22 protein-coding genes are annotated in these 24,973 nt (G+C 40.6%); 12 read left to right on the plus strand and 10 right to left on the minus strand.

Going from position 1 to position 24,973, the window contains the following annotated elements; translation table 11 throughout:
* The first annotated feature begins 85 nt into the window (after positions 1-85).
* Both rnr and smpB read left to right on the plus strand, forming a co-directional pair.
* On the plus strand, positions 86-2,455 hold the full coding sequence (gene rnr / locus K6969_RS03425) for a ribonuclease R (RefSeq protein ID WP_029174205.1): 2,370 nt from the start codon (positions 86-88) through the stop codon (positions 2,453-2,455).
* A 2-nt stretch (positions 2,456-2,457) separates the two neighbouring features.
* Positions 2,458-2,925: an SsrA-binding protein SmpB gene (gene smpB, locus K6969_RS03430; RefSeq protein ID WP_171942998.1), complete on the plus strand. Its 468-nt coding sequence runs from the start codon at positions 2,458-2,460 to the stop codon at positions 2,923-2,925.
* A gap of 78 nt (positions 2,926-3,003) precedes the next feature.
* On the opposite strand, the gene K6969_RS03435 is transcribed toward smpB, so the two are convergent.
* The 6 genes from K6969_RS03435 to K6969_RS03460 form a co-directional block, all read right to left on the minus strand.
* A complete protein-coding gene (locus tag K6969_RS03435) occupies positions 3,004-3,276 on the minus strand; it encodes a hypothetical protein (protein ID WP_029174206.1) in 273 nt (90 codons plus the stop codon).
* Between the two features lie 475 nt (positions 3,277-3,751).
* Complete coding sequence (locus K6969_RS03440; protein ID WP_321537467.1) at positions 3,752-4,915, minus strand: IS30 family transposase; 1,164 nt, start codon at positions 4,913-4,915, stop codon at positions 3,752-3,754.
* 229 nt (positions 4,916-5,144) lie between these two features.
* The gene (locus K6969_RS03445; protein WP_153603315.1) at positions 5,145-5,432 is read right to left on the minus strand and encodes a hypothetical protein; all 288 of its coding nucleotides are present in this window, start codon (positions 5,430-5,432) and stop codon (positions 5,145-5,147) included.
* A 106-nt stretch (positions 5,433-5,538) separates the two neighbouring features.
* Complete coding sequence (locus K6969_RS03450; RefSeq protein ID WP_414820584.1) at positions 5,539-6,915, minus strand: IS1182 family transposase; 1,377 nt, start codon at positions 6,913-6,915, stop codon at positions 5,539-5,541.
* A gap of 58 nt (positions 6,916-6,973) precedes the next feature.
* On the minus strand, positions 6,974-7,570 hold the full coding sequence (locus K6969_RS03455) for a hypothetical protein (protein ID WP_029173925.1): 597 nt from the start codon (positions 7,568-7,570) through the stop codon (positions 6,974-6,976).
* Between the two features lie 229 nt (positions 7,571-7,799).
* Positions 7,800-8,843: a zinc-binding dehydrogenase gene (locus K6969_RS03460; RefSeq protein ID WP_029173926.1), complete on the minus strand. Its 1,044-nt coding sequence runs from the start codon at positions 8,841-8,843 to the stop codon at positions 7,800-7,802.
* 152 nt (positions 8,844-8,995) lie between these two features.
* Between K6969_RS03460 and tehB the strand changes: the two genes are divergently transcribed.
* The 3 genes from tehB to K6969_RS03475 all read left to right on the plus strand — a co-directional run bounded on the left by tehB (position 8,996) and on the right by K6969_RS03475 (position 14,369).
* Positions 8,996-9,856 carry an SAM-dependent methyltransferase TehB gene (gene tehB, locus K6969_RS03465; RefSeq protein ID WP_029173927.1) on the plus strand — a complete coding sequence of 287 codons (861 nt, stop codon included), beginning with the start codon at positions 8,996-8,998 and terminating at the stop codon, positions 9,854-9,856.
* Positions 9,857-9,944: 88 nt separating this feature from the next.
* The gene (locus K6969_RS03470) at positions 9,945-11,798 is read left to right on the plus strand and encodes a C69 family dipeptidase (protein WP_029173928.1); all 1,854 of its coding nucleotides are present in this window, start codon (positions 9,945-9,947) and stop codon (positions 11,796-11,798) included.
* A gap of 120 nt (positions 11,799-11,918) precedes the next feature.
* On the plus strand, positions 11,919-14,369 hold the full coding sequence (locus tag K6969_RS03475) for a heavy metal translocating P-type ATPase (protein WP_029173929.1): 2,451 nt from the start codon (positions 11,919-11,921) through the stop codon (positions 14,367-14,369).
* 56 nt (positions 14,370-14,425) lie between these two features.
* Here K6969_RS03475 and K6969_RS03480 read toward each other — a convergent pair whose 3' ends face one another.
* Complete coding sequence (locus K6969_RS03480; RefSeq protein WP_024398975.1) at positions 14,426-14,746, minus strand: winged helix-turn-helix transcriptional regulator; 321 nt, start codon at positions 14,744-14,746, stop codon at positions 14,426-14,428.
* Positions 14,747-14,856: 110 nt separating this feature from the next.
* On the opposite strand from K6969_RS03480, the gene K6969_RS03485 reads away from it, so the two are divergent.
* The 6 genes from K6969_RS03485 to K6969_RS03510 all read left to right on the plus strand — a co-directional run bounded on the left by K6969_RS03485 (position 14,857) and on the right by K6969_RS03510 (position 20,342).
* Positions 14,857-16,035 (plus strand): dipeptidyl aminopeptidase, encoded by a 1,179-nt coding sequence (locus tag K6969_RS03485; RefSeq protein WP_171942854.1) that lies wholly within the window; start codon positions 14,857-14,859, stop codon positions 16,033-16,035.
* Between the two features lie 79 nt (positions 16,036-16,114).
* Positions 16,115-16,600, plus strand: coding sequence for a thiol peroxidase (tpx, locus tag K6969_RS03490; RefSeq protein ID WP_024389963.1), 486 nt, complete (start codon positions 16,115-16,117; stop codon positions 16,598-16,600).
* 232 nt (positions 16,601-16,832) lie between these two features.
* Complete coding sequence (locus K6969_RS03495; protein WP_044759407.1) at positions 16,833-17,699, plus strand: helix-turn-helix domain-containing protein; 867 nt, start codon at positions 16,833-16,835, stop codon at positions 17,697-17,699.
* Between the two features lie 460 nt (positions 17,700-18,159).
* Complete coding sequence (locus tag K6969_RS03500; RefSeq protein WP_171942853.1) at positions 18,160-19,059, plus strand: ATP-binding cassette domain-containing protein; 900 nt, start codon at positions 18,160-18,162, stop codon at positions 19,057-19,059.
* On the plus strand, positions 19,049-19,756 hold the full coding sequence (locus K6969_RS03505; protein ID WP_171942852.1) for a hypothetical protein: 708 nt from the start codon (positions 19,049-19,051) through the stop codon (positions 19,754-19,756). The genes K6969_RS03500 and K6969_RS03505 overlap by 11 nt, the downstream gene beginning before the upstream one ends.
* 19 nt (positions 19,757-19,775) lie before the next feature.
* Positions 19,776-20,342 (plus strand): hypothetical protein, encoded by a 567-nt coding sequence (locus K6969_RS03510; protein WP_171942851.1) that lies wholly within the window; start codon positions 19,776-19,778, stop codon positions 20,340-20,342.
* 121 nt (positions 20,343-20,463) lie between these two features.
* Here K6969_RS03510 and K6969_RS03515 read toward each other — a convergent pair whose 3' ends face one another.
* Genes K6969_RS03515 through K6969_RS03525 form a run of 3 tightly spaced genes read right to left on the minus strand, consistent with a single transcriptional unit; the run spans position 20,464 to position 23,438 of the window.
* Complete coding sequence (locus tag K6969_RS03515; RefSeq protein WP_171942850.1) at positions 20,464-21,345, minus strand: hypothetical protein; 882 nt, start codon at positions 21,343-21,345, stop codon at positions 20,464-20,466.
* Positions 21,346-21,357: 12 nt separating this feature from the next.
* Positions 21,358-22,218: an ABC transporter ATP-binding protein gene (locus K6969_RS03520; RefSeq protein ID WP_171942849.1), complete on the minus strand. Its 861-nt coding sequence runs from the start codon at positions 22,216-22,218 to the stop codon at positions 21,358-21,360.
* Between the two features lie 2 nt (positions 22,219-22,220).
* Entirely contained in the window at positions 22,221-23,438 is a 1,218-nt protein-coding gene (locus K6969_RS03525) for a hypothetical protein (RefSeq protein ID WP_171942848.1), read from the minus strand.
* Positions 23,439-23,933: 495 nt separating this feature from the next.
* Between K6969_RS03525 and K6969_RS03530 the strand changes: the two genes are divergently transcribed.
* A complete protein-coding gene (locus K6969_RS03530) occupies positions 23,934-24,809 on the plus strand; it encodes a helix-turn-helix domain-containing protein (protein WP_171942846.1) in 876 nt (291 codons plus the stop codon).
* The last annotated feature ends 164 nt before the right edge of the window (positions 24,810-24,973 follow it).

Here is a 24,973-nt window from a genome sequence, read left to right on the forward strand (position 1 = left end):
CGTACGTCGCAGTAATAAAAGATAAACTAAAGGACTGAAAGAGAAATAGTGCTAGATTCTTAACTAGCACTCTGGTAAATACAACATGAAAAACGATATTATAAATTATATTAAAGAAGTTGGTCCTGTGACCATGGACCAGCTGGCAGACCAACTTGGAGTTAGCTCTGCTAAGAGTTTTACAGACTTGGTCAAGCTGGTTTCTAGCATGGAAGGTAGCCGTCAACTTGTCTTTGACAATGCTGGGCGGATTACTCTTCCTGCTCCAAAAATCTCCAAGAACAAAGTGACCTTACAGGGTATTTTTCGTGCCCACAAGTCAGGTTTTGGCTTTGTGACCATTGACGAGGAGGAAGATGACCTCTTTGTCAGCCGTGACGATGTCAACTTTGCTATTGAGGGCGACCGAGTGGAAGTGGCTATCAAGAAAGTGGCGGACAGGCTCAAGGGGACGGCTGCGGAAGCGGAAGTCATTGATATTTTGGAACATAGCCTGAAAACAGCGGTGGGCTTGATTGTTTTTGACGAAGATAAGCCTGAGTATGCAGGCTATATCAAGTCTAAAAACCAGAAAATCGCTCAGAAGATTTACATCAAGAAGTCACCTTTGGTATTGACCGGAACGGAAATCCTAAAAGTTGATATCGAGGCTTATCCAAACAAGAAACGGGACCACTTTGTTGCGACCATTCGGGATGTGGTGGGCCATAAGGACGATGTGGGCATCGATGTCTTGGAAGTCTTGGAATCCATGGATATCGTGTCGGAGTTCCCTGATGAAGTCTTGGCGGAGGCCAATCGGGTACCAGAAAGTCCGTCTGAACAGGACTTTGCAGGACGTTTGGACCTGCGGGATGAAATCATCTTCACCATAGATGGTGCGGATGCCAAGGACTTGGACGATGCGGTCCATATCAAGCAACTCAAGAACGGCAATCTGGAGCTGGGTGTCCATATCGCCGATGTCAGCTACTATGTGACGGAAGGATCTGCCTTGGACCAGGAAGCTGTCAAGCGTGGGACCTCTGTCTATGTGACCGACCGAGTGGTGCCAATGTTGCCAGAACGCCTGTCAAACGGCATTTGTTCCCTCAATCCAAATGTGGACCGTCTAACCCAGTCAGCCATTATGGAAATTGATCGCAAGGGCAAGGTAGTCAAGCACTGGATTGGCCAGACAGTTATTAAAACGACCTTCCGTATGACCTATTCCGATGTCAATGATATGATTGCGGGCAACAAAGAAAAGCTGGACAAATACAAGGCTATCGTGCCAAGTGTTGAGCTCATGGTCAAACTCCATGAAACCCTTGAAGCTATGCGGTACAAGCGTGGGGCTCTCAACTTTGACACGACAGAAGCCAAAATCATCGTCAACAAGGATGGTCTGCCAGTCGATATTCAGCTGCGTCAGCGGGGCATTGCCGAGCGGTTGATTGAGTCCTTCATGCTGGCTGCCAATGAGTGCGTTGCCGAGCATTTTGCCAAGATGGACCTACCTTTCATCTATCGGATCCACGAGGAGCCCAAGTCAGACAAGCTGCAGAAGTTCATCGACTATGCGACCAGCTTTGGCCTGACCGTCTATGGAACGGCCAGCTCTATCAGCCAGGACGCCCTGCAGGACCTCATGGAGCGGGTCAAGGATGAACCCTATGCGGATGTCCTCAACATGATGTTACTCCGTTCCATGCAGCAGGCACGCTACTCGGAGCACAACCACGGCCACTACGGTCTGGGTGCCGAGTTCTACACCCACTTCACCAGCCCTATCCGCCGTTATCCCGACTTGCTGGTTCACCGCATGGTGCGGGACTATGGTCATAATCCTGCGGAAAAAGCAGAGCATTTTGAGCAGGTTATTCCTGAGCTTGCCAAGTCTTCGTCCAGTTTAGAACGCCGTGCCATTGAGGCAGAGCGGGAAGTCGAAGCCATGAAGAAGGCAGAGTTTATGCAAGAATTTGTCGGGCAAGAGCTTGACGGCGTGGTGTCTAGCGTAGTCAAGTTTGGTCTTTTTGTCGAGTTGCCAAACACTGTTGAAGGTCTGATCCATATCACCAACCTCAACGAATACTACCAGTTCCACGAGCGGACTCTGACCTTGCAGGGTGAGAAATCCGGTCGGGTCTTCCGTGTCGGTCAGCCAATTCGTATCAAGCTAACGCGGGCGGACAAGATGACAGGGGAGATTGATTTTGCCCACGTTCCGTCCGAGCTGGATATTGTCGAAAAAGCTTTGAAAGCCAAGCGGAGAACGGCTAGTCACTCCAACCGTGACCGTGATGATCGGTCAGGGCGAGGACGGGGCAAGCACCACAAACAAGAAGCTGCTGGTCGCGACAGCAAACGTCACAAGTCTGGAAAAGACCACAAGTCAAAAAGTGGGAAAAAAGACAAGAAAAAGAAACCATTTTACAAAGAAGTGGCTAAAAAGAACAAGAAGAAAAGGAGATAGGCATGGCCAAGGGTGAAGGCAATGTGATTGCACAGAATAAAAAAGCCCGCCACGACTATACCATTGTCGATACAGTGGAGGCGGGGATGGTCCTGACGGGGACGGAGATTAAGTCTATTCGTGCGGGGCGGATTAACCTCAAGGACGGCTTTGCCCAGATCAAGCAGGGCGAGGCTTGGCTGGTCAATGTCCATATCGCTCCCTACGATGAGGGCAATATCTGGAACCAGGAGCCAACGCGGACCCGCAAGCTGCTCTTGCGGAAGAAGCAGATTGAATCTCTGGGCAATGAGGTCAAGGGAACAGGGATGACTTTGGTGCCCCTCAAGGTCTATATCAAGGACGGCTTTGCCAAGGTCTTGATTGGGCTTGCCAAAGGGAAGCACGACTACGACAAGCGAGAGTCAATTAAACGCCGTGAGCAAGACCGTGACATCAAACGGGCCATGAAGGCGATCAATAGTCGCTAGGACTGGGAGAAATCCTGGTCTTTTTTGTTATTTTTTGAATAAGTCCTGTACTTTACTTCTGATTTTATTAATTAATCGTTATGCAGGATGGATATTTTTATTGGGTTTGATTGTTACATTACTTGTAATACTTATTTTATCTGAAGAAGCTTCATTTTTTTTAGGTTGTAAAATGCCACTAAAATAAAAATTGAACTTTACAAAGTATTTTTGTTGAGAATTTTGATAGATTGTATATGATTCTTTTTCAATCTTTTTCTGCAATAATTTTGCAAATTCTTCAGTAGAAAAAACGAGAGTTTGAAAATTTTGAGATACTTTAGTTATAAATGCATAGCTTAGATTTGTCAATTTTATATCATTTAAATCTATAGAATTTAGATTTTTGCAATCTTCATTTAATTTGAAATCTACGGAATGCCAACTTCTCCAACTTTTACTCGATTTGTCATAATTTCCGCTGTATCTAACAGTAAGATTTTGCTTATTTTTATACTCACTTAATCGTTCTTTTATTTCTTTTTCTATTATATCTTTATTTACTTTTGAATTTTTGGTAAATTCTCAAAGTAAGTTCTAGTTCCCGTCCTTCCAGAAGTTACTCTGAGAAAACTGCATAACATCAACAGAATTTAGTCTCAGACTAAGTTCTGTTTTTGACTAAAAATGTTGATAGTAGTGAGTTTTAGGGTTGAAAATGTTGAAAAAAAGAGTACACTAAAGTTACTGGCTCTGAGACGTCTCAAAGTAAGTTCTAGCTATCTGGAATTTTGGATGGGACAAGTTCCTTTCTATTTTGAAATTATTTTTTAATAAAAACTAGCAATTACTTATCTAGTAATCGAGGTGATTGGATGACGTTCTCAGGGTCAATTTTAGAGATTCCCAAAAGTGTTGCCAATTCATCACCGTAGGTAAATGTAAAGAGTTCATAGGCGGATTTTCCGTTGAAAGAAGCTCGTTTGACGCTGTTAACATGCGAACAAACCAGGTTGATGTCCTCCTGTGTCAAGTTATCAAACGAACTTCCTTTAGGAAGAATATCTCTGATAAGTGTGTGATTCTTCTCAATTCTCCCTTTCTGGTCAGAACGATTGGGGTCACAGAAGAATAGCTTAGATTCTCCACGAACATCCATTTCGATGTCGTCCACTCTAGCGAATTCACCGCCATTATCGGTCAGAATGACAGGGAATAGTTCGCAGAAGTCCATCTCTTTCTGATGCAGGTCATTCTTGATAGCGTAGAGATGTTTAGCGACCTCATTAGCTGTTTTATTATCAAGCAATCGAGCGAAGATAAAGTTACAGAAGGAGAGGTTAAAGGTGAGAAGTACCTTTCCGCCGATCCGTCCAGTAACGGTGTCCATTTCCAGCCAATAGCTGTTTCCTTTCTCTGTGAGAAAGCGTTGGAAGTCCTCGTAAGACCGTCCTTCTTTGGCAGTTTTAGGAATGGGTTGTAGGTTTCTGGTTCTTCGCTTTCTGAATTTCACGACACGGGGGAAATCAATGGGCTTTGTGGAAAGATAGCCTTTTTCAAGGTATCGGTAGATAGAAGCTCTGGATGCCGAAAGTTCGTTTGAGGCGATGATGTGGTTGAGGTGTTGGCCCTTTTGGATGGCTGAAGAGACAATCTCATCCATGCGATAGAATTCTTCCTTGTTTAGTGCAACCCCTGTTCTCGAGTCTGAGAGCTTAGCTTCATAATCAAGCTGAGCTCTTTTTGCGTAGTAGAACTGTTTCTGGTATCCGCAGTTGCTTCTCTTTTTCGGACAGGCATTACAAACGTAGGGAGCCTTTTTGAGTAAAGGGCAAGAATCACAATTGGATGTCACAGAATTTTCTTTAACCACTCGATTTCTCCGAACTTCTTTTGAGATTGTGGACGGATCTTTTCCTAGCTTAACAGCGATAGCTGAGAAGGGCTTAAGTTGTTCAATTCCTATTTGAATATCATTGCGATCAGAGAGGGTTAAGTGTTTGTTTTTCATTGTCAGTTACCAACTTGTCCCATAGTAAGTTCTACCTTATTTCTTTGTCTCAGTCTAATTTCCAGTTTTTAAGACAGACTAGAACTTACTTTGGGAATTTAGCCTTTTGAATTTTTAAAATTGGAATTTGTAACTTCAATTTGAATATATGTAACATCTTTGGATTCGACTAGCTCTATACTTTCTTTAGGTCTTCTGTCATAAAAGATTTTCGTCATTTGCATACCTCTTAGTTTTTAATATCTATATTATATCTTTCTTTAAACTCTTTTTCAGTTAGTCTAATTTCTTTTGTAAGTAAAGAACCACTATAGAATTCACAATTTTCACATGTTACTGTAATCTCATTTTGATTAAATACTCCAAAATTATCAACATCAATAGAACATTCTATGAATGTAAAAGTTGGGTTACCATTCAGTCTTACATTATTTAAGTTTGGTATTTTATGGAAAGATATATTTCTAAATGTTTCTACTTCAGTTAAGAAATTTAAACGTAGGCTAAGTTCTTCCATTTCTTCTATAGGGTAGGTTTGAAAAAAGTAAAGTAGAATACAGATTGCAGACAAACATCGTTTTGGTGTTTGTCTTTTTTACTGTTTTTAGAGAAAAATGGCTGTTTTAATGCTGAAACCACCCCATCTGGACAAAATAAAAAGGCCTTCTTGCCATCCTTTTAACTAGTTTTTTGAGATTTAAGCACGCCAAAGTCAGTCCAATCTTATCCTCCATTTTGGACTTGCCTTTTTCCCTCGTGTAGCGCAGATTATGGTATTCCTTGGCTGTGCCAAATAGCCGTTCAATCGTCTCTTTCCGATGTTGGTAGAGCTCCTTCATCCCTCTTTGATGACGAATATCCTCGCACTGTTCCAAATACTCCTTCCAAATATGCCGCGTGACAACTTTTTGATGGTTCTTACTGGTCGTACATACTGATAATAGGGGACAGTTGGCACAAATTGCTGGGTCACTTTTGTATTCTCGGTAGCCTTCTCGGGTAGTCGTGCGATAGGTCAAGGCCTGATGTTCAGGACACAGGACACAATCGAAGTGTTCGTCATAGACCAAATCTTTAGGACGAAGTTGTCCCTTCTTCCCACGGGGACGGGTGTAGGGAAGGACAGGAGTGATTTCCTTATCAATTAGAAACTTGGCAATACTGGGAGTTTTATAGCCCGAATCCGCAATGATAGACTTGGGTTTCAAGGGTTCAAGCTTGGCAAAAAGTGCAGGAAAAGCCTGGCTGTCATGGATATTGCCAGCCTCAACACTATAAGCAAGTGCCCATCCATACTTATCACAGGCAACTTGGGCTGAATAAGCAAATACCTCCTTATGGTCTCCTTTGTGGAACCAGCCACTCTCAGGGTCGGTAGTGGATAGTTTCTGGTTTTTAACCTCTCTTTTTTCGACGGGCTTTAGTGGCTTTTTTCCGTGCTTTACCCGATCTTGATTAATTTCGATTTCCAGCTGTTCACTCATGAATTTAGCCTGCTTTTCCACCTCTTGGTTGATAAACTTACGATTATTGGCCGCAGCTTTAATATGAGTTCCGTCTATGAAAATCTCCGTCGGGTCAATCAGGCCTGCATTGATACATAGCCCAAGAATATGCGTGAAAATGGACTCAATCAACCCTTTCTCTTGAAAGCGACGCGAATAATTTTTGCCGTATGTCATGAAGTGAGGCACCTTGTCATCTAGGGTTAAACCAAGAAACCAGCGATAGGCAGTATTCACTTCAATATCCTTGATGGTCTGACGCATGGAACGAATACCATAAAAGCACTGAATCAGAGGAATTTTAACTAACATGACAGGGTCAAGACTAGGACGACCATTATCAGGCGAATAGGTATCTTCTACTAGGTCATAAATGAAGTCGAAGTCAATCACAGCTTCCACTTGGCGCAGGAAATTATCCTCAGGCACAAGCTGGTCAAGGGTATAGAAACCGTACTGATTGCGGTTATAGTCAGGTTTTTCTTTGTGTAACATAGGAGAACCTCACAAGTCCTTTTTCTTATATTATACTCCTAAATACGAAGAAAAGCCCTTAGAAAATCAATTCTAAGGACTTTGTCTTCAGTCTGTTCTCTTTTATTTTAGAAATCAAATGATTTCTAGTAATATCTGTCGTGTTCTTGTTATTGCTGTAGAATTTATCAAGCGTTTTAAAAATAAAACCTAAATCAAAGTCGTAATATTTCTTTTCGTCAGAAAAAGTCTTAGCAACTTGTAGTAAATAAAGTGTAAAATTATAGATCCCGTTTAATATTTCATCTATGTAATAAGTTTGGTCGTTTAAATTATTCTGATTTTTGTTTTTAGTATTGGCTACAGATTCACTATTTAATTGTGTTTTTAGTTCTTTCACTAATTTTTCGTATTTTGGTTCAATATAATTTTTAATGTTGATAAATGTTTCTACTTTTGTAGCATCTTCACTGATGTTTTTATTTTTTATATCTACATTCCAAAGGTACATAGTTGGTATTGCTACAATACAAACTGCTAAAACCTCTGGATTATTTATAATATTTGGAGGAGTTTTTCCTGTAATCCAACTTAATATAAAGATTCCAAAAATTCCACAGACAATTAGTGGAATAATTGACTTTAAGAAATGACTAACTTTTTTTATTAATTGCATATCGTACTTTCGTATCTTATTTTTTTATTTCTATTATAGCATAAATTTTTAGGTGATAAGGTTTTTATAAGGATTTTTTTGTACTTTATTTTGAATTTATAATTCAAAAGGTAATAAAGAGATTTGGAAATAAAAAGGGCATAAAATCATATTGCTAAAAATATTGATTTTATGCTTTTTATGATATGTATCAAAAATATTTGTGTTTGTTCTTATACATTATCTGACCTTAATCCACCATAATCATTGCTTTAATCGTTTTACGGTTGGCCATGTCTTTGTAGGCTTGGTCGATATTGTCTAGGCTGTAAGTTTGGGTGAAAACTCGACCTGGGTTGATGTCGCCTTTGAGAACTGCATCGAGCAAAATTTCCTTATCATAGGTTGTGACAGAAGCAGAGCCACCACCGATAATGATATTTTGAGCAAAGGTTGAGCCAAGGGCATGGTTGTTGTAGTGTGGCACACCGACAAAGCCGATTCGACCACCATTGTGAAGCACGCCGAGGGCTTGGTCAATTGAGGCTTCTGTTCCGACACATTCAAGGGCGGCATCAGCTCCACCACCTAGAATTTCACGGACTTTGGCAATACCTTCCTCACCTCGTTCTGCTACGATGGCAGTAGCCCCTGATTCCAAAGCCATTTGCTGGCGGTCTGCATGGCGGCTCATCATGATAATCTGAGAAGCTCCGCGCATTTTTGCAGCAATGACGGCACATTGCCCCACTGCACCATCACCGATGACAACCACCTTATCACCAGGTTTGACATCTGCAACACGCGCAGCATGGTAGCCTGTTGGCATAACATCTGCCAGAGTTAAGAGAGATTTGATCATGCCTTCTGAGTAGTCGCTTGGCTGACCAGGAATTTTGACCAAGGCCCAGTTGCCGTAGTGGAAACGAATGTATTGAGACTGGTAGTTGTTGCCCCAGTTGGTGTAGCCTGGATGGTTGTCACAAGTACCGTCAAAGCCAGCACGACAGGCATCACAGTGTCCGCAACCATGTGTAAATGGAACGATAACGAAGTCACCAGGAACAAGTGTTGTAATGTCTTCGCCTACCTCTTCAACGATACCGATGGCTTCATGACCAGAGTTTGTGTCACCGTGGTCATGGTGAATGTCTTCTCCGTAGCCCCAAAGGTCCGACCCACAGACACAGGCACGAACGACCTTGATAATGACATCATCTTTGGCTTGAAGGCTAGGTTTTTCGATTTCTGCAACGGTCATCTTACCGGCTTTTTCATAAATAGCTGCTTTCATATTCATCACACATTTACTTGTCAGTAAATATCCTTTCTAATTGATATGAATATTATATACCTTGGAGTTCACTCCAAGTCAAGAAAAAAATGGGTTTGAATTCATATTTCCTTTGTGATAGACTAAGTGTATCGGAAAGAAAAGGAGAGATAATGACGGTTTTAGTTCCTTACAAACGCATGCCTATTTGGAATCAGGAGACGGTTCCGCAGCATTTTTTGACCAAGCACAATACCAAGGTGGGAACTTGGGCCAAAATCAAAGTCTTGAAGGGCCAGCTCAAATTTGAGCCGATTTCAGATGACAATGAGATTTTGGGAGAATTTGTCTATGGGCCGACAGATGATGTTCCCTTTGTAGAGCCGCAGGCTTGGCATCGAGTAACCTTGTTGACAGAGGATACGGAGTTTTTCTTGGAATTTTTCTGTCAGCCAGAGGATTATTTTGCTAAAAAGTACGACTATACTCGGACACATTCGGAAGTCTTGGAGGCCTTGAAAATCATCGAGCCTTGTAAGGTCTTGGACTTGGGCTGTGGTCATGGCAGGAACAGTCTCTACTTGGCTCAGCAGGGATTTGAGGTGACGGCAGTTGATAAGGATGTGCCAAGTATTCGGACACTCTTGCAGGTCAAGGAAGCAGAGGACTTGGACTTGCAGGCTGGGACCTATGACATCAACTCGGCCAGTCTGGAGCAGGACTACGACTGGATAATCTCAACTGTGGTCTTCATGTTTTTGGAGCGTGACCGTGTACCTGCCATTATCCAAAATATGCAGGAGCAGACACGGCCGGGTGGTTACAACTTGATTGTAGCAGCCATGGATACGGAAGATGCCCCTTGTCCTATGAATTTCTCCTTTACCTTTGGAGCAGGTGAGTTGAAGGAATACTATCGTGACTGGGAACTGGTCAAATACAATGAAGATTTTGGTCAACTCCATAAGCGGGATGAAAATGGCAATTTCCTTAAGATGCGGTTTGCGACCATGTTGGCTAGAAAAAATGTGTAAAATATATCTAGAAGCACTTGCAAGGCAGGTGCTTTTGCGATACAATATATGTGCAAATGGGTATTTTATTATATGAAAGGAGAAGTCTATGAAAAAGACTTTTGTTCGTATAGCCACATTTCTAATGTTGGTTTGCCTATTCCCTGCTCAACTTGTTCAGGCCTGCTCAGGCTTTATCATTGGGAAAGGGTTGACAACGGATGGTTCTATCCTTTATGGTAGGACGGAAGATTATCCCTATCCACCAGATAATGGAGCGCACAATAAAAATTATATTGTGGTTCCAGCAGCAAGCTATGCTGAGGGAGATATGTTGGTGGATGAGACTTTTGGTTTTACAGCACCACACTTGGCAAATGAGTTCAAGTACACCTCTACGCCTGACGCGGCATGTGGCGATGGTTCAAATGGTAATTATGGGGCGCATGGTTTTAATGAAAAAGGCGTATCTATGACTGCTACTGTAACAGCTATTCCAAATGCTAAAGTCTTGGCAGTTGATCCTCTAGTTGAAGCTGGAGGGCTGGGAGAACCAATTTTGATTGATTATGTTCTTCCTAGGGTCACTAGTGCGCGTGAAGGTGTTGAGCTGATTGCAAAGACAATCGATGAAAAAGGCTCAGCAGAAGGGAATATTGTTATTATTGCCGACAAAAATGAAGTTTGGTACATGGAAATTTTGTCAGGTCATCAATATGTAGCCATCAAGTTCCCTGAAGACAAGTATGCAATTTTTGCAAATACTTATTATCTAGGTCATGTTGATTTTACCGATACAGAAAATGTGATTGCTTCTGCAAAGGTTGAAGAAGTAGCCAAGCAAGCGGATAATTATGTGACAGTCGATGGACAGTTCCATATCGCTAAATCATACGGTCCTGCAACTTATGCTGAAGCAGACCGTTCCCGTGTGTATGCAGGTATTAAATTGATGGATCCAGCATCGCCTGTAACCTATGAAGATGCTGTGTATGATTTGCTACGTCAGCCAACAGATCCAAGTCGTCGCTTTAGTTTACAAGATACTTTTGCCTTACAACGTAACCGTTTTGAACATCTTCCAGAATTTCGTCCAGACGATGAAGCAGGCAAGGTAAAACAAGGGGATAATGGTGCGAATGACCAAGCGGCAGATGCGACTTATAAATACGCTCTTGGTAATGAAAACGTCATCGATGCCCATGTTTATCAGATCAATAGTAGCTTACCATCAGCCTTCGGTGGCACAGTGTGGTTGGGCTTGGCTCAGACAAGGAATACACCGTATGTTCCATTTTATGGTATTGTGACTGATACTTATGAAGCCTTTAAAAATCGCTCAGCTTCTTATGACACGAATTCATGGTACTGGACGGTACAAAATATTGATAAGATGGCCATCTCACACCCAGAGTTATTTGGCACATCGATTCAAGAAAAATGGATTGCTCTTGAAAGTGAATGGATTGCTGCACAGGCAGCTCTTGATGCTCAATATGCTGGACTTTCAGAAGATGCAGCCGTAGCTCTGGCTCCAACTGTAACCGAGGAAACCTTGGCTCGTTCAGCAGAGATTTTTGCCCAACTAAAAGCTGTTGAAGCTGAAATGATGGCAAAAATTGAAGCAGCAACAACTCCGTCATCCAGCAGCACCGACTCATCAAGTAGTACCGAACCATCGACCAGCACTGAGCCATCATCAAGTGGTACCGAAACCTCAACCAGTACTTCAAGCAGTACAAGTCAGTCTACAAGTGCTTCTGATACAGGAGGAGCTACGGATACTTCCTCCTCAAGCGGAACAGTAGTGTCTTCTGATAATAAAGTAACACCTACCAATAAAAAAGGTAAATCAAGTCTTCCTAGTACAGGTGAGCAAGTCAGCCTCTTGTTGGTGGCGCTAGGTGTTGCAGGAATTTTAACAGCAATTTTTCTTCATCGGAAAAAATCCAGTAAAGAATAAATGAATATGTAAAAGTAGGTTGGATTGAATTCAATCTACTTTTTTGAAACAATTTTGTTTACAAATGTAGTCGTATATTGTATAATTTGTTTACAGATGTAGTCAGAAAAGGAGTAACCTATGAAACAAGCAAGCTATCCCATTCAAGGTATGACCTGCGCTTCCTGTGCTATGACGGTTGAGAAAGCGGTTGGCAAATTAGCAGGAATGGAAGAAGCTAGTGTCAACCTAGCGACTGAAAAATTGAGTGTTAGCTATGATGAAAAGCTTTTGGGACTAGAGGATATTCGTCAGGCAGTTGAAAAGGCGGGGTACCAGCTAGTCGATAATTTGGTAACCGAGTCTTATGATATTGCAGGCATGACCTGCGCTTCCTGTGCTATGACAGTTGAAAAAGCTCTGGGCAAACTAGAGGGTGTAGAAGAAGTCTCTGTCAATCTAGCAACAGAAAAGGCGACTATCCGTTATAGCCGTGATAGGCAAAATCCAGCTAGTCTTGAAAGAGCAGTTGAGCAAGCAGGTTATCAGCTGATTCGACCAGAAGAAGTAGAAGAGGCTGCGGACGAGGGACCGAGCAAGGAAGAAAAGCTGTGGCATCGATTTGTCTGGTCAGCAGCATTTACTCTTCCATTGCTCTATATTGCTATGGGGCCTATGTTGCCTTGGGGTGGTTTTCCATTACCAGCTTTGCTCCACCAACCGCTAGTCTATGCGGTCAGTCAAGTCATCTTGCTCATCCCTATCCTCTATATCGGACGCAGTTTTTTCCAAAAAGGCTTTAAAACTCTCTTGCAAGGCCATCCAAATATGGATTCCTTGATTGCTGTTGGGACAGGGGCAGCCTTGGTTCAAGGTCTTTTGATGATTGCGTTTCTTCTGATGGGGAAAGAAGTGGCCATGCACGGTCACCATCCAGAACTGTATTTTGAATCAGCCGCCGTTATCTTGACCTTGATTACCCTAGGAAAATATTTTGAAGCTAGAGCCAAAGGTCAGACTTCTGAGGCCATTAAGAAATTGATGGATCTGGCTCCTAAGACGGCTCAGGTCTTGCGAAATGGTCAGGAAATACAAGTGCCGATTGAAGAAGTGGTGGTCGGTGACCAGGTCATTGTTCGTCCTGGGCAACAGATTCCTGTTGATGGTCAGGTTCTCGAAGGTCAAACACGTGTGGATGAGTCTATGCTGACGGGTGAGAGCCTACCAGTGAAGAAAGCTCTAGGCGATAATGTTTTTGGTGGTACCCTAAACCAGCAAGGCGCCATTACCATGCAGGCTATCAAGGTTGGTCGTGATACGACTCTAGCTCAGATTATTCGCTTGGTAGAAGAGGCTCAAGGGTCTAAGGCTCCCATTGCCAAATTGGCTGATCAAGTTTCTGCCGTCTTTGTTCCAGTTGTCATGGGCTTGGCTCTCTTGTCGGGTCTGGCCTGGTACTTCTTGGGTCAAGAATCATGGATTTTTTCACTAAGTATTATCATCGCCGTCTTGGTCATCGCCTGCCCTTGTGCTCTGGGATTAGCAACCCCTACGGCTATCATGGTTGGAACTGGAAAAGGTGCAGAAAACGGTCTTTTGTTCAAGTCAGGTCAAGCTATTGAAACCCTACAAGGTGTGAACACCATTGTCTTCGACAAGACTGGGACCATTACTGAGGGCAAGCCACAAGTGACAGACATCCACCTTTTGTCTACTAAAAATCGTGAGCAGGTCCTCCAGCTGGCAGCAAGTAGCGAGCAATTTTCCGAGCATCCCTTGGCTCAGGCTCTCCTGCAAGCAGCTCGGACAGAAAAGATTGTTCTCTTGCCCGCCACCGATTTTCAGGCACTTTCTGGTCGTGGTCTTTCGGTGACAATAGCAGAGCAGACCATCTATCTGGGAAATGAACGGTTGATGCGGGAACAGGGAATTGATGTTTCCAAAGGACGTGCAGTTGCGGAAACATTTGCCCATCAAGCCAAGACGCCTGTTTTCCTAGCCAGCCAGCAAGAAGTACTAGCAGTCATTGCCATTGCTGATAAAGTAAAAGAGACCAGCCGTCAGGCTGTTCAGGCTCTGCAAACCATGGGACTAGAAGTTGTCATGCTGACAGGAGATAATGAAAAAACTGCCAAAGCCATTGCCAAGGAAGTCGGCATTGAGCAGGTGGTCAGTCAGGTCATGCCAGACGACAAGGCCAACCAAGTCAAGTTCTTACAAGAACAAGGCAAGACAGTCGCTATGGTGGGGGATGGCATCAACGATGCCCCAGCTCTAGCTCAAGCCCATGTGGGCCTAGCCATTGGTTCAGGGACTGATATTGCCATTGAGTCTGCCGATATTGTTCTCATGCATAGTGATATTTTGGATGTGGTCAAGGCTGTCAAACTCAGCCAGGTAACCATGCGGACCATCAAACAAAATCTCTTCTGGGCCTTTGCTTACAATGTGATCGGCATTCCAATCGCCATGGGTCTGTTACATGTATTTGGTGGACCTCTGCTCAATCCTATGTTTGCAGGTGCAGCCATGGCCCTCAGCTCAGTGTCAGTCGTTTTGAACGCACTGCGATTGAAAAGGGTGAAACTGTAGAAAAAAGATTTAAGAGAGAAGTATCTGTCCAAATGATACTTCCATCTTAAATCTTTTTATTTTTTAGGCTTCAGTTCCTCTTCATGGTCTCTTATCCACTGCTTAATCTGAAGGAGCAGGGGGAGAAATTCTTTACCTAGAGGGGTTAAGCGGTAGAAGACCTTGTATCCCTGGGAGGATTGTCCGATTTTTTCAACCAAGTTTATCTCGATGAGCGCCTTGAGATTTTGATCGAGAACTTTTCGGGATACCTGTCCAATTTCTCTCTCCAAAAGGGCAAAATGTTTTTCTCCTTCTGCTAAAGAAAGGATAATGGCGACTGCCCATTTGCCAAGAAGTGGTTGAGCCAGTTCTCGTAAGGGATGCTTTTCTGTCATAGGTACCTCAAAGTAACTTCTTTTTTTCTGTTTAGGACTATTATATACTAATTTTGTATTTTACAGAAATTATTTTGTAATTTTCAATTTATAAATAAAGGAGTTAGTCAATGAAACACCATTTCTTTTCCTATTTTCCGTTTGAGTTTGAAGCGACAAGGGTCCTTTGGTACGCACCTTATGGAGGGGCAGATTATGCAGAGATTGCGCGAATCTGTGAGAAAATCAAGGCTAGAGATGCAGAATCTTGGTACAGAGAATGGTCCGAATTTGGAAATAATTTAATAGAGGAAATAAATAAGAATCAATCTGTTATTTCCAAAGGGAAGGCCTATCTAAGAGCTAGTCGCTATTTTCAAGCAGCAGAATTTTTCTTACATCCGACTGACAAGCGGAAACTGGAAGCTTATGAAAAATCCGTTGCCTATTTTTATCAAGGCTTGGATTTGTTGTCTATTCCCTACGAACAATACCCTGTCCAATATCAAGGCAAAAACCTGCGGACGCTACTGTTTAAACCTCAAAATGGTAGCCCTAAAGGAACCTTCTTTGTCTGCGGAGGTTTCGATGCCCTACTGGAGGAATTATATTTTACCTCCGTTGTTCCTGCCCTAGAACAAGGCTATCAAGTTATTCTTTTTGAAGGGCCTGGTCAGTCCCATCTTATTCGCTATGAAAATTGTCCCTTCACAGCAGACTGGGGGAGTGTTTGTCAAGCGGTGGTGGATGCTTATGGTCAAAGAGGGCAAGTCATCTCGCCGACTGTTGGTCTTGGACTTTCCTTAGGTGGATTATTGATGGCACGTGCTGTGTCTGCTAGGCCGAAACTATTTGATAAGGTCGTTCTGTTTAACTATTTTCCAAGTCTGGTTGAATCGTTTAAGATTTCAATTCCGAAGTTTTTACATCCTTATGTAGAGAAGGGGGTTCCAGTCTTGTTGGAAAAGGGAATAGAGAAATACATTTCAAGGCAATTTTTCCTAAACTGGCAAATTGAACATGCTAAATGGGTCTTCGGCGCGGATAACTTGAATGACTTGCTTAGAAAGGCGAGTGAATTTACAGAAGTGACTTTTACAACAGATGGCCTCATCTTTTTGTCGGAAGGTGACAATTACTATGATTATCATATGGGGCTAGATTTTTTTAATCAATTACCGAGTAAAAACAAGCAACTGGTTGTGTTTCATCTCGATAGCGTTTCCTCATGGCATTGTCAAAACGGTGCATCCTACGTGACGAATGATCACTTGTTTGATTGGTTATTGGAGGAGAGATTGAATGAATAGGAACAAAAAAGAAACAAAATACTGGAAATTCAATTTATAAACGCTTACAATAGTTTTATTAAGTGCAAGGGAGATGTTTATGACAACCTTTATTGGAAAACCAGTGACCTTGGTAGGTCCGCAGTTACGAGTGGGAGATACGGCTCCTGACTTTGTCCTTATGGCCAATGACTTGAGTTTGAAAAGTCTGAAAGACTTTGGCAAGCAGACCAAGGTCATCAGTGTTGTGCCTTCTATTGACACAGGGATTTGCGATACCCAGACCCGTCGCTTTAATCAGGAACTGGCTGACCGTGACAATACGGTTGTCATCACCATTTCAGCTGACCTCCCCTTTGCCCAAAAACGATGGTGCGGCGCTGCAGGTTTGGAAGATGCCATCACCCTGTCTGATTACTACGATCATGCCTTTGGTAAATCCTACGGTGTGCTCATGCGGGAGTGGAATTTGCTGGCACGTGCGGTCTTTGTCCTCAATGCAGACAACCAAATCACCTACGTAGAATATTTGGATAATGTCAACGAACATCCAGACTATGAGGCGGCTTTGGAGGCTGTCAAATAAAAGAATATAACGATGTCTGAATGGGCATCGTTTTTCAACGCTTTATCCTGCTAGAAATTTATTGTGATGATACGTTGTGATAAGAGGGGATGTTCATGATTTAGTATGAAACGAAGAGGCAACATACATATTCTGATACAGATTTCATAAATAATATGCAAATGGATATTTTTGTTGTCTTTAAAATTCATAAGTGCTAGAATAGTTGTATAATACGAGTGAGGTAACAACAATGAGTATACAACTAGGTTCTAGGTTAAAACAAAAAAGAAAAGAGATGAAATTATCTCAGAAAGAATTGGCAGAAGGTGTATGTAAACAAGGTCAAATTAGTAGAATTGAGAGTGGCGCTTATACTCCAGGCTCTGAATTGCTTTTTGAATTATCAAAAAAACTAAATGTTTCGATGAATTACTTTTTTGAAGACACTGTTTCTGAGCAGGAGGAGGAGTTAGTAGAATTTAAAACTGTTGTCCGAAATTTCTTAGTCCATAGAGACTACCAAGGACTACGATATGTTTATGAATTGGAGTCTAATAATAAACATCGTTTATCGGTAGCAAATCAATTATACATAGAGTGGATAGGTGGATTAGTTGATTTTTATTTTTATGATAAAAAGAAGGAAGCTATATCCAAAATGGAATATTTACTTGAAAAATTGGAGAGTTCTAATTTATTTTTTTTACAAGTATCAAATACACTCCTAAATTTTTATTTTGATATTAATGATGAAGAATTATTTGATGTACAATTTGAAAGACTGATAGAAAAAACGGATAATTTCCAACCTATCACGATTGAAGAATTGGAATTAAAAATTAAGCTTCAATATAACATTTCACGTTATCTATGGCTAAAGAAGGATTACATCCAAGCTATAGCTAGCATCACAAAGGCTATCGAATTTTGTAGGTCACACAGAAGCTATTATTCATTACCCGATTTATTTTGTTTACTAGGTAATGTCCATGAAGAACTTGGAAATACAGAGAGTGCGAAACAACATTTTCGTCAGGCATATTTTTTATATAAATTGGATGCTAACCGACAAATGGAATTGAATTTGGAGCGATATATAGAAGAAGACAAAATCTAAGAACCCCAATGACCTGAAGATTGGCAAGAGTTGATCGTAGATAAAAATATTGGGGTGTATATATTTAAACGCAGGGAATTAGCCAATTTGCTAACATGATTTCTGCGTTTTTAATTTGCAAAATTCTTTTAATTAGATTACTCGGAGAATGCATATCTGTATATAATTGTAAAATATATAAATATTTTATATTATTTTTGACAAGATAAAAGGGTTATGATAAACTATAAATGAAAGGGATTACAAAAATCTGACATGAGAAAATTGAAAATGAGAGAAAAAACAAAAACAAAAACAAAAACAAAAATAATAGCTGGTCAAATTTGTCTATACTATTGGTATGGAATCGGTTTCCTTTGCTGGGATTAGTTTACATGGTTCCGTTCACCAAATAATTTAATAACTTGACTGGTCGATAGTTTGTCACTTTTCTATCGACTTTTCTTTTTAGGAGGTTGCTATGGCAAATACATTATTAAATGTTACAGCAGTATCCAAAACTTACGGAAAGCAAAAAGTTTTAGATAATATTAGTTTTGATATTAACTGTGGAGAGATTTGTGGTCTAGTGGGAGAAAATGGTGCTGGCAAGACTACTTTAATTCGAATTCTTGCAGGATTGATTTCGAGTAATTCTGGAGAAATAAGCGGTTTAGAGAGTCAAGCTGTTTCTTGTATTGTAGAGTCACCTGCTTTGTATCCTCATTTATCTGCAGGTGACAATCTTCGTGTTCAAATGATAGGTTTAGGAATCGGAGCGGATAAAGACAAAGTCAAAAATCTATTACGTATGGTTGGACTTGAGGGTGTAGATTCTAAGAAAAAAGTGAAAGATTTTTCTCTTGGAATGAAGCAACGTTTGGCAATAGCCTTGGCTATCTGTGATTGGCCCAAACTACTTATATTAGATGAGCCAATAAATGGTCTGGACCCTGTAGGAATTAAGGAAATTCGTGAGATTCTTCTGCTTTTGAAAAATGAGTATCGTATGACTATTCTGGTTTCAAGTCATATCTTGTCTGAATTAGACTTGGTAGTTGATAAGTATATTATCATGAGCAAAGGAAAAGTGTTGCAAATAATCCAAAAAGATGCCTTGCAAAACCTACTCCAAACCAAACGGGTCCTTAGAGTGGATAAGGAGTGTGAAGCACTTGATGTGTTGCTTTTCGAGGGAATTGAGGCGGTAGTGACCGATGAAGGAATAGAGCTTTCAGAAATTGGGAAATCAACCAGCTGGATTATTGATTGCTTACGGAAAAAAGGTATTCAAATTGAGGAAATCATTAAATTTCAACCGAGTTTTGAATCCTATTATCTATCTTTGATTACAAGAGAGGAGGTTCCTCATGTTCCATAAAGTGAAATCAGACTTTTATAGGGTATGGAAAGAAAGAAGTTTAATTTTTCCAGTCTCTCTGGTGATTCTTTTAGGAGTACTCTTCGCTTATCTGATGAGAGAAACTGATGGACAAGGAGGTATTACGATTATTTTATCTTCAGTGGCAGGGTTTATTCCTCTATTCTTCTCAAGTGCTTGTAATCTAGTCTGGGGAGAAGAATTTACCAATCGCACCATTAACCATGCAATCATAAAAAGCTCCTCTCGTTTTTCAGTTTACTTTTATAAATTGTTTGAAACCTTGTCCTTGTGTTTTGCATATACGCTTTTACTATTTTTTACAGTAATTGTATGTAGAATTTTTTTGAATGGACAAGTAGATGTGAGTGAATCATTTGACCTGCTCATTAAACAGTTGCCATTTCATCTTTGTTTTTCTCTACTATGTCTGTTTATTTTTCAGTATGTAGATAAGATTTATCAAGCCTACCTTATTTATACCATGATTGTCTTGATGTTTGATAATTTAGTTTCGTATGTAACAACAAGTCTCTTGGCAAATGATGTCTTTTCTCATTTCTTTCTTTTTAATCAGGTCAAGTTAATCACTAATCAAACAGAATTTTTTACTCCGTCTAGTCTGATTGCATTGATATTTAGTGTTGTCTATTTACTGAGTTCGTACTTACTTTTTTCTAGTAGGGAGTTTAAATAGTTTAAGGAGGGCACTTGTAATGAAAAAAATAATTCCATTTTTCATTTTAATCATTACTTTTTTAGGAGTTGCGATTTACCTAAGTTTAGAGAGTGACAAAACAGATATAGAGGTTGCTAAGTCTTGGACAGTAACAGGCAAAGAGATTAATACAATTGAAATCTATGGTAGTGAGCAACCTTTTGAACTTGAAATTGTAGAAACAGACCAAGAAGTGACGACGATTAGTTTGACAGGGAAAATTTCTGAAGCAGCAATGTCAACACTTGAGAAGGCAGATATTAGTGAAAACGATGCTTATATACCATTGGGTAAAAAGGGTTTTAAGTTAGTAACCGTAGCAAGTGGGAAGAGTAGTTTAAAAGCAAAAATTGCATTGGCAAAGGGTGCTACTTTTAAAGAAATTTATGTTGATACATGGAATGGTACTGTAGATATTACTCTGCCTCGAAGTTACGATGGAAGTTATGATGTCAAGTTGAATAGCGGGGCGAAGTTACTAGAAGTTCCAGAAGAAGGAGCTAATAAGGCAAGTATCCTCAAAATAGATGCCTATGCCGATGTTAGCATCAGAAAGGGTGATTAGGATGATTACTCATCATAAACAGGTATCCATGTTGGATTGTGGCTTGGCTTGTATCAAGATATAACGGTGTCTGAATAGGCATCGTTTTTTGCATTCAAAAAGCCACCATTTTCGAGGTGGCCTATTTTCGCTTATATCTTTGTAGGGCTTTAGCAGTTGCTAATCGGATAAAGGTCAGATAGAAACCTGTCACACCAGCCATTTCCAGCAGGAGTTTCTGTAATTGTTCCCTGACAGATATGGTTGAGAGAGTATTTGTGCCAATCACAATGGGATACTTTTCTTGGAAGGTAAATTGGAACTGCTGGGCCAATAGAAGGAGCATTAAAAGCATGAGGGCATAGATAGCAACTTGGAGGAGAAGAGCAAGTAAGGTCAGGCTAGAGGCATATTGACCAGGGGATAGTCCGTTGATAAAGAGGAGACCACGATGTTTGGAAAGGTCGGTCAGCAGGAGCCAGACTAAGAGACAGCAGATGACGAGAGGAATCATATAGTTACTAGCTGGGAGAACTTGTAACAAGGTCAGATAAACATCCTTGGGAGCAGTAGGATAGTGAAAGGTCAGATTTTGCTCTAAAACTTTTTTATAGACTGTGATACGTTCTGCCAGTTCGCTGTTTGTAAAATGATTGATATTGTGCCCGTTTGCCTCCCAGTTTTGCATGGTCTGGTAGAGTTCTAACTCCGTTTCCAAGACCTCCTGACTTTTTCCTTGGATATGTTCCTTTTCTAAGTAGGTGGTCGTCAGTTCCAAGAGTTTTTTATAATAATCCATGCTTTCCTGGTCTAAGGCTTGAGCTTCCTTATCGTCAGCATACAAGACAATTTCAGCTTCTTTTTTGACTTGTATGATACGGGTTCGATCCTCAAATCGCAGGTTTTCGGCCTCTAGAACATTCCGATAGGACATGGCAAATGGGATAAGGGCGATAGCGGTTATCAGGGATAGAAAAATAGCATTGCGTTTCAGTCGTAGAATGAAAAGGAGCAGTAGATTCATAGTCAGACCTCCCTATTCAAATAGTTCTTTATAGATTTCTTCGGACTGGTGCTCCTGAACGCTAATATCCAAAATTTCTACCTGACAAGCCATGAGCTGGTCTAGATAGAAATGCAGACTGTGAACACTCGTGTCTACCTGAATGCTATCATTGGCCAAAGTCAGTCCCTTCACTTGCCCAAGTTTCTGATACACTGTCTGATTGTCACTAGTCTGAATGGCATATTGTCGCCCAACCTGTTCCAGTTTCCACTCAATGATTTTTCCCTGTTTAAGAAAGAGCAGTTGGTCGGTTAGTTGGTCTACTTCGTTTAATTGGTGGGAAGACACGATAATGGTTGAACCATTTTTGGCTAGTTTCTGGAGCAATTTTCGGGTTTGAATGTAGCTGGTCGGGTCCAAGCCGTTCAAGGGTTCATCCAAGAGCATGACCTGGGGCTTGTTCATTATACCGATAGCCAGCAGGAGATGTTGCTTCATTCCCAGGGAATAATTTTTGACAGGGATATTCACATAATCACGGATACCGATTTCTTGGATGACTTCCTCAATCCGCTCTTTTGGTAAATCTTGGATAGTTTGGACCAATCGCAAATGCTCTAGCCCAGTCAATTCAGGGTAGAGGACCCGGTTGTCCTGAAGGTAGGCCAAGCTTCGATAGATAGTTGGATCAACGTGCTTTTTGCCATTTATAGAAATCTCTCCTGAATCAAAGGATTGCAGGTTGGCAATGCAGTCTAGGAGGGTTGTCTTTCCAGCTCCATTTGGTCCAATCAAGGCCCAAATTCCAGGTTCCACCAGTTCTAGGTTTAGCTGGTCTAGTATGTTCTTTTTCCCGTAGGATTTGCACAAATTGTGTATGGATAATCGCATGGTTAGACCTCACTTTTTCTTGTCAGGAGATAGAATTGCAGGCAATAGATGAGTAGGTTACTGATGAGCAGGACTGTGAAGACTTTTGGAATGCTGTATCCTGTCAATTGATGGTAGATGATAGCACTTCCGTCTGCCAGATTGCCTGCATTCCAAAGGCTGAATGGATTTAAGATATGGGGATAGAAGTTGGCACTGATAGCTATGCCTAGTGTGACAACCAGTCCAGCCAGTCCATTTTTTAAGACTCTAGCCAAGGTCTGTGCCACTCCCAGCAAAAATAGAAGGTAGAGATAGTGCATGCCACAGGCTAGCAAGATGACCTGGTAAATAGGTTTGATAGCTGTTTGGATCAGGCTGGAATCAATTCTCTTACTAATATAGGTGGTGACGGGATAAATCCAGCTACTATTGCCATTTAGTAAAAAAGCGATGAGCAAATGGCTCAGATAGAGGGTTAGAAAGAGGGCAGTATAGAGTGTTAGGAAGGCTAGGTATTTATTGGTTGTAATTCGGATTCTAGTCAGCCCTAGGGTCTGTAAAAGGCGAATCTGCCGGCTAGTTCCCTGCTGGTCTTTGATGAAAAAATTGGTGAAAGTTAAGAGAAAGAGAGGAAGAGTGATGACCAGGCCTAGCTGTTTTTGACCCTGCCAGATTTCATGACTGGTTCCTTTTAAGGCCTGCTGCCCCAGGCTCTTGACGATTTCTCTATCTGTTGGTGTTTTGGGATTCTCAAAGGCTGTCAGGTAAAGCTCAGTTGGAAAGGCAGAGGGTATCTCCTTTTCTAACAGATACTTGGACATCAAGAAGGTATTTTCGATGGTTTGTGGGGTAAAATCATAGCTTTGGTAGGAAAGGCTGATGTATTGACCATCCTGCTGATAGTGCTGGATATTTTTCTCATAAAAATAGGTCCAGTCCTCCTTCTTGACCGCCTCAATCTCCTTTTGGAAGTTGGCGATATAGTTTGTAAAGAATGTTTTTTCAGCCTGGTAATCCTCTTCACTGAGAGTTTGAGTCTGATACTGTGTTTCTAAATCTTGTATGATATTTTCAAAATTTTGGACAGACTGTTCATAGTGTTGGATGACCTTTAGCTTGGCCTGGCGATTGTGGTAGCCTGCTAGAAAGGAACTAGCTAGGATGGCAATCAGCATGACCAAGATAGCGAACAAGGTTTTCTTGCTACGGAAAAATAGCTTTCCTTCAATTTGAAACATAGATACCTCCAAAAGAGAAGAGATTGTAGGGGAAGATTTTAATTTTTATCTAGAGATAGTTCCTGAATAGTAGGCTAAGTAATAACCGTCACTAGTTTTTTGATAATCAGTTAAGCGTAAATAGCCATCGTACTTTACACCGTGTGGATATTCATCGTAGTATCTAGTTTGAGTTAGATTTTTAACTACGAATAATTTTCTGTCAATATAATAGGAACGAGGGATTGCTGCCACTCTTAGAGAGATTTCAGCATTTACAGATAGAGTTGTAGTTGTTGTTAGTATCGGGCTAATGATAGATAGTAGCAAGGCTGAACGCAAAATAATCTTTTTTATGTTATATTCTGCATTTATTTATAGAAAATATCTTCTCTGTATACTATTATATCAATATTTTTAAATGTAGTCAATATAAAAATGAAAATTTTAATATAAAAATGAATAAATTCATTTCGGAATAGTATATAATATTATTAAATAAATTTGGAGTATGTTATGAATAGTATAAGTGGTAGTCGTTTTAAGCAACGAAGAAAAGAACTTGGACTGACTCAGAGTGCCTTAGCTAAGGATATTTGTGAGCAGAGTTTGATTAGTAGAATTGAAAATACCAACCTTTCTCCCTCATCGGAAATTCTTTTCCTATTGTCTAATAGGCTGGGTGTGACCATGAATTATTTTTTTGAGGAATTTGTTCAAGAAAGTAGACATAGTATAGGAAAAATACGAACTATTTTCTCCCAACAATTGCTTCTCAGAAATTATGAAATTGTAGAGCAATTGTATGTGAAAGAGGTGGAAAGCAGGCACTTATTGAATGAGGAAGATAAGGCTTATTTAGATTATATTTTTATCTTGGTTCGATTTTACTTATACAATGAAAGGGATTTTGCGATAAAAGAGTTTGATAGACTAAATGCTATTATCGCTCCTCATTACTATTTTTATTTAGATTTTTTGAACAGTTACACTATTTTTCTAGGTGAAGTTGGTGAAGATGACAAATATATGGAGTTGGTCAGCAATGTAAAATCAGAGGTGAGTAAGCTTGATTTATCAATCAATGCTGACTTTCAAGCCTATATAAAGATTGGTTACAATTATGCTAGATTTCTTCTAAAACGAAAACAGACGAACGTAGCTTTAGATGAAGTGACAGAGCTGATCAACCAATTGAATGCCTACAACAGTAGTTTTTTATTGCCAGATTTACTATGTTTGTTGGGGAATATCAGCAAAGGCTTATTGAGAGAAGATGAAGTTTTAGATCTGTATGAGCAGGCACTAGTTTTATACAAGTTACAAGGAAATACAAAGTTATATTTGTCATTGAAGAATTTTTTAGTAACAATGGGTAAGGAAATATATTGAAAAATTAGTTATATCAAAAAGGAGGTATGTATGAAACGGATAGTTACAATGATTTGTCTGTTTCTCGCAATCGCAATAGTAATCATTCCCCTTAAACGAACCGTTACGAGAACTTCTGATGGATTTGATCCTGGGGGAATTAATGTTATGAAAAAGTAAGGGAC

Source organism: Streptococcus suis (genome assembly GCF_019856455.1).
GTDB lineage: Bacteria > Bacillota > Bacilli > Lactobacillales > Streptococcaceae > Streptococcus > Streptococcus suis_AE.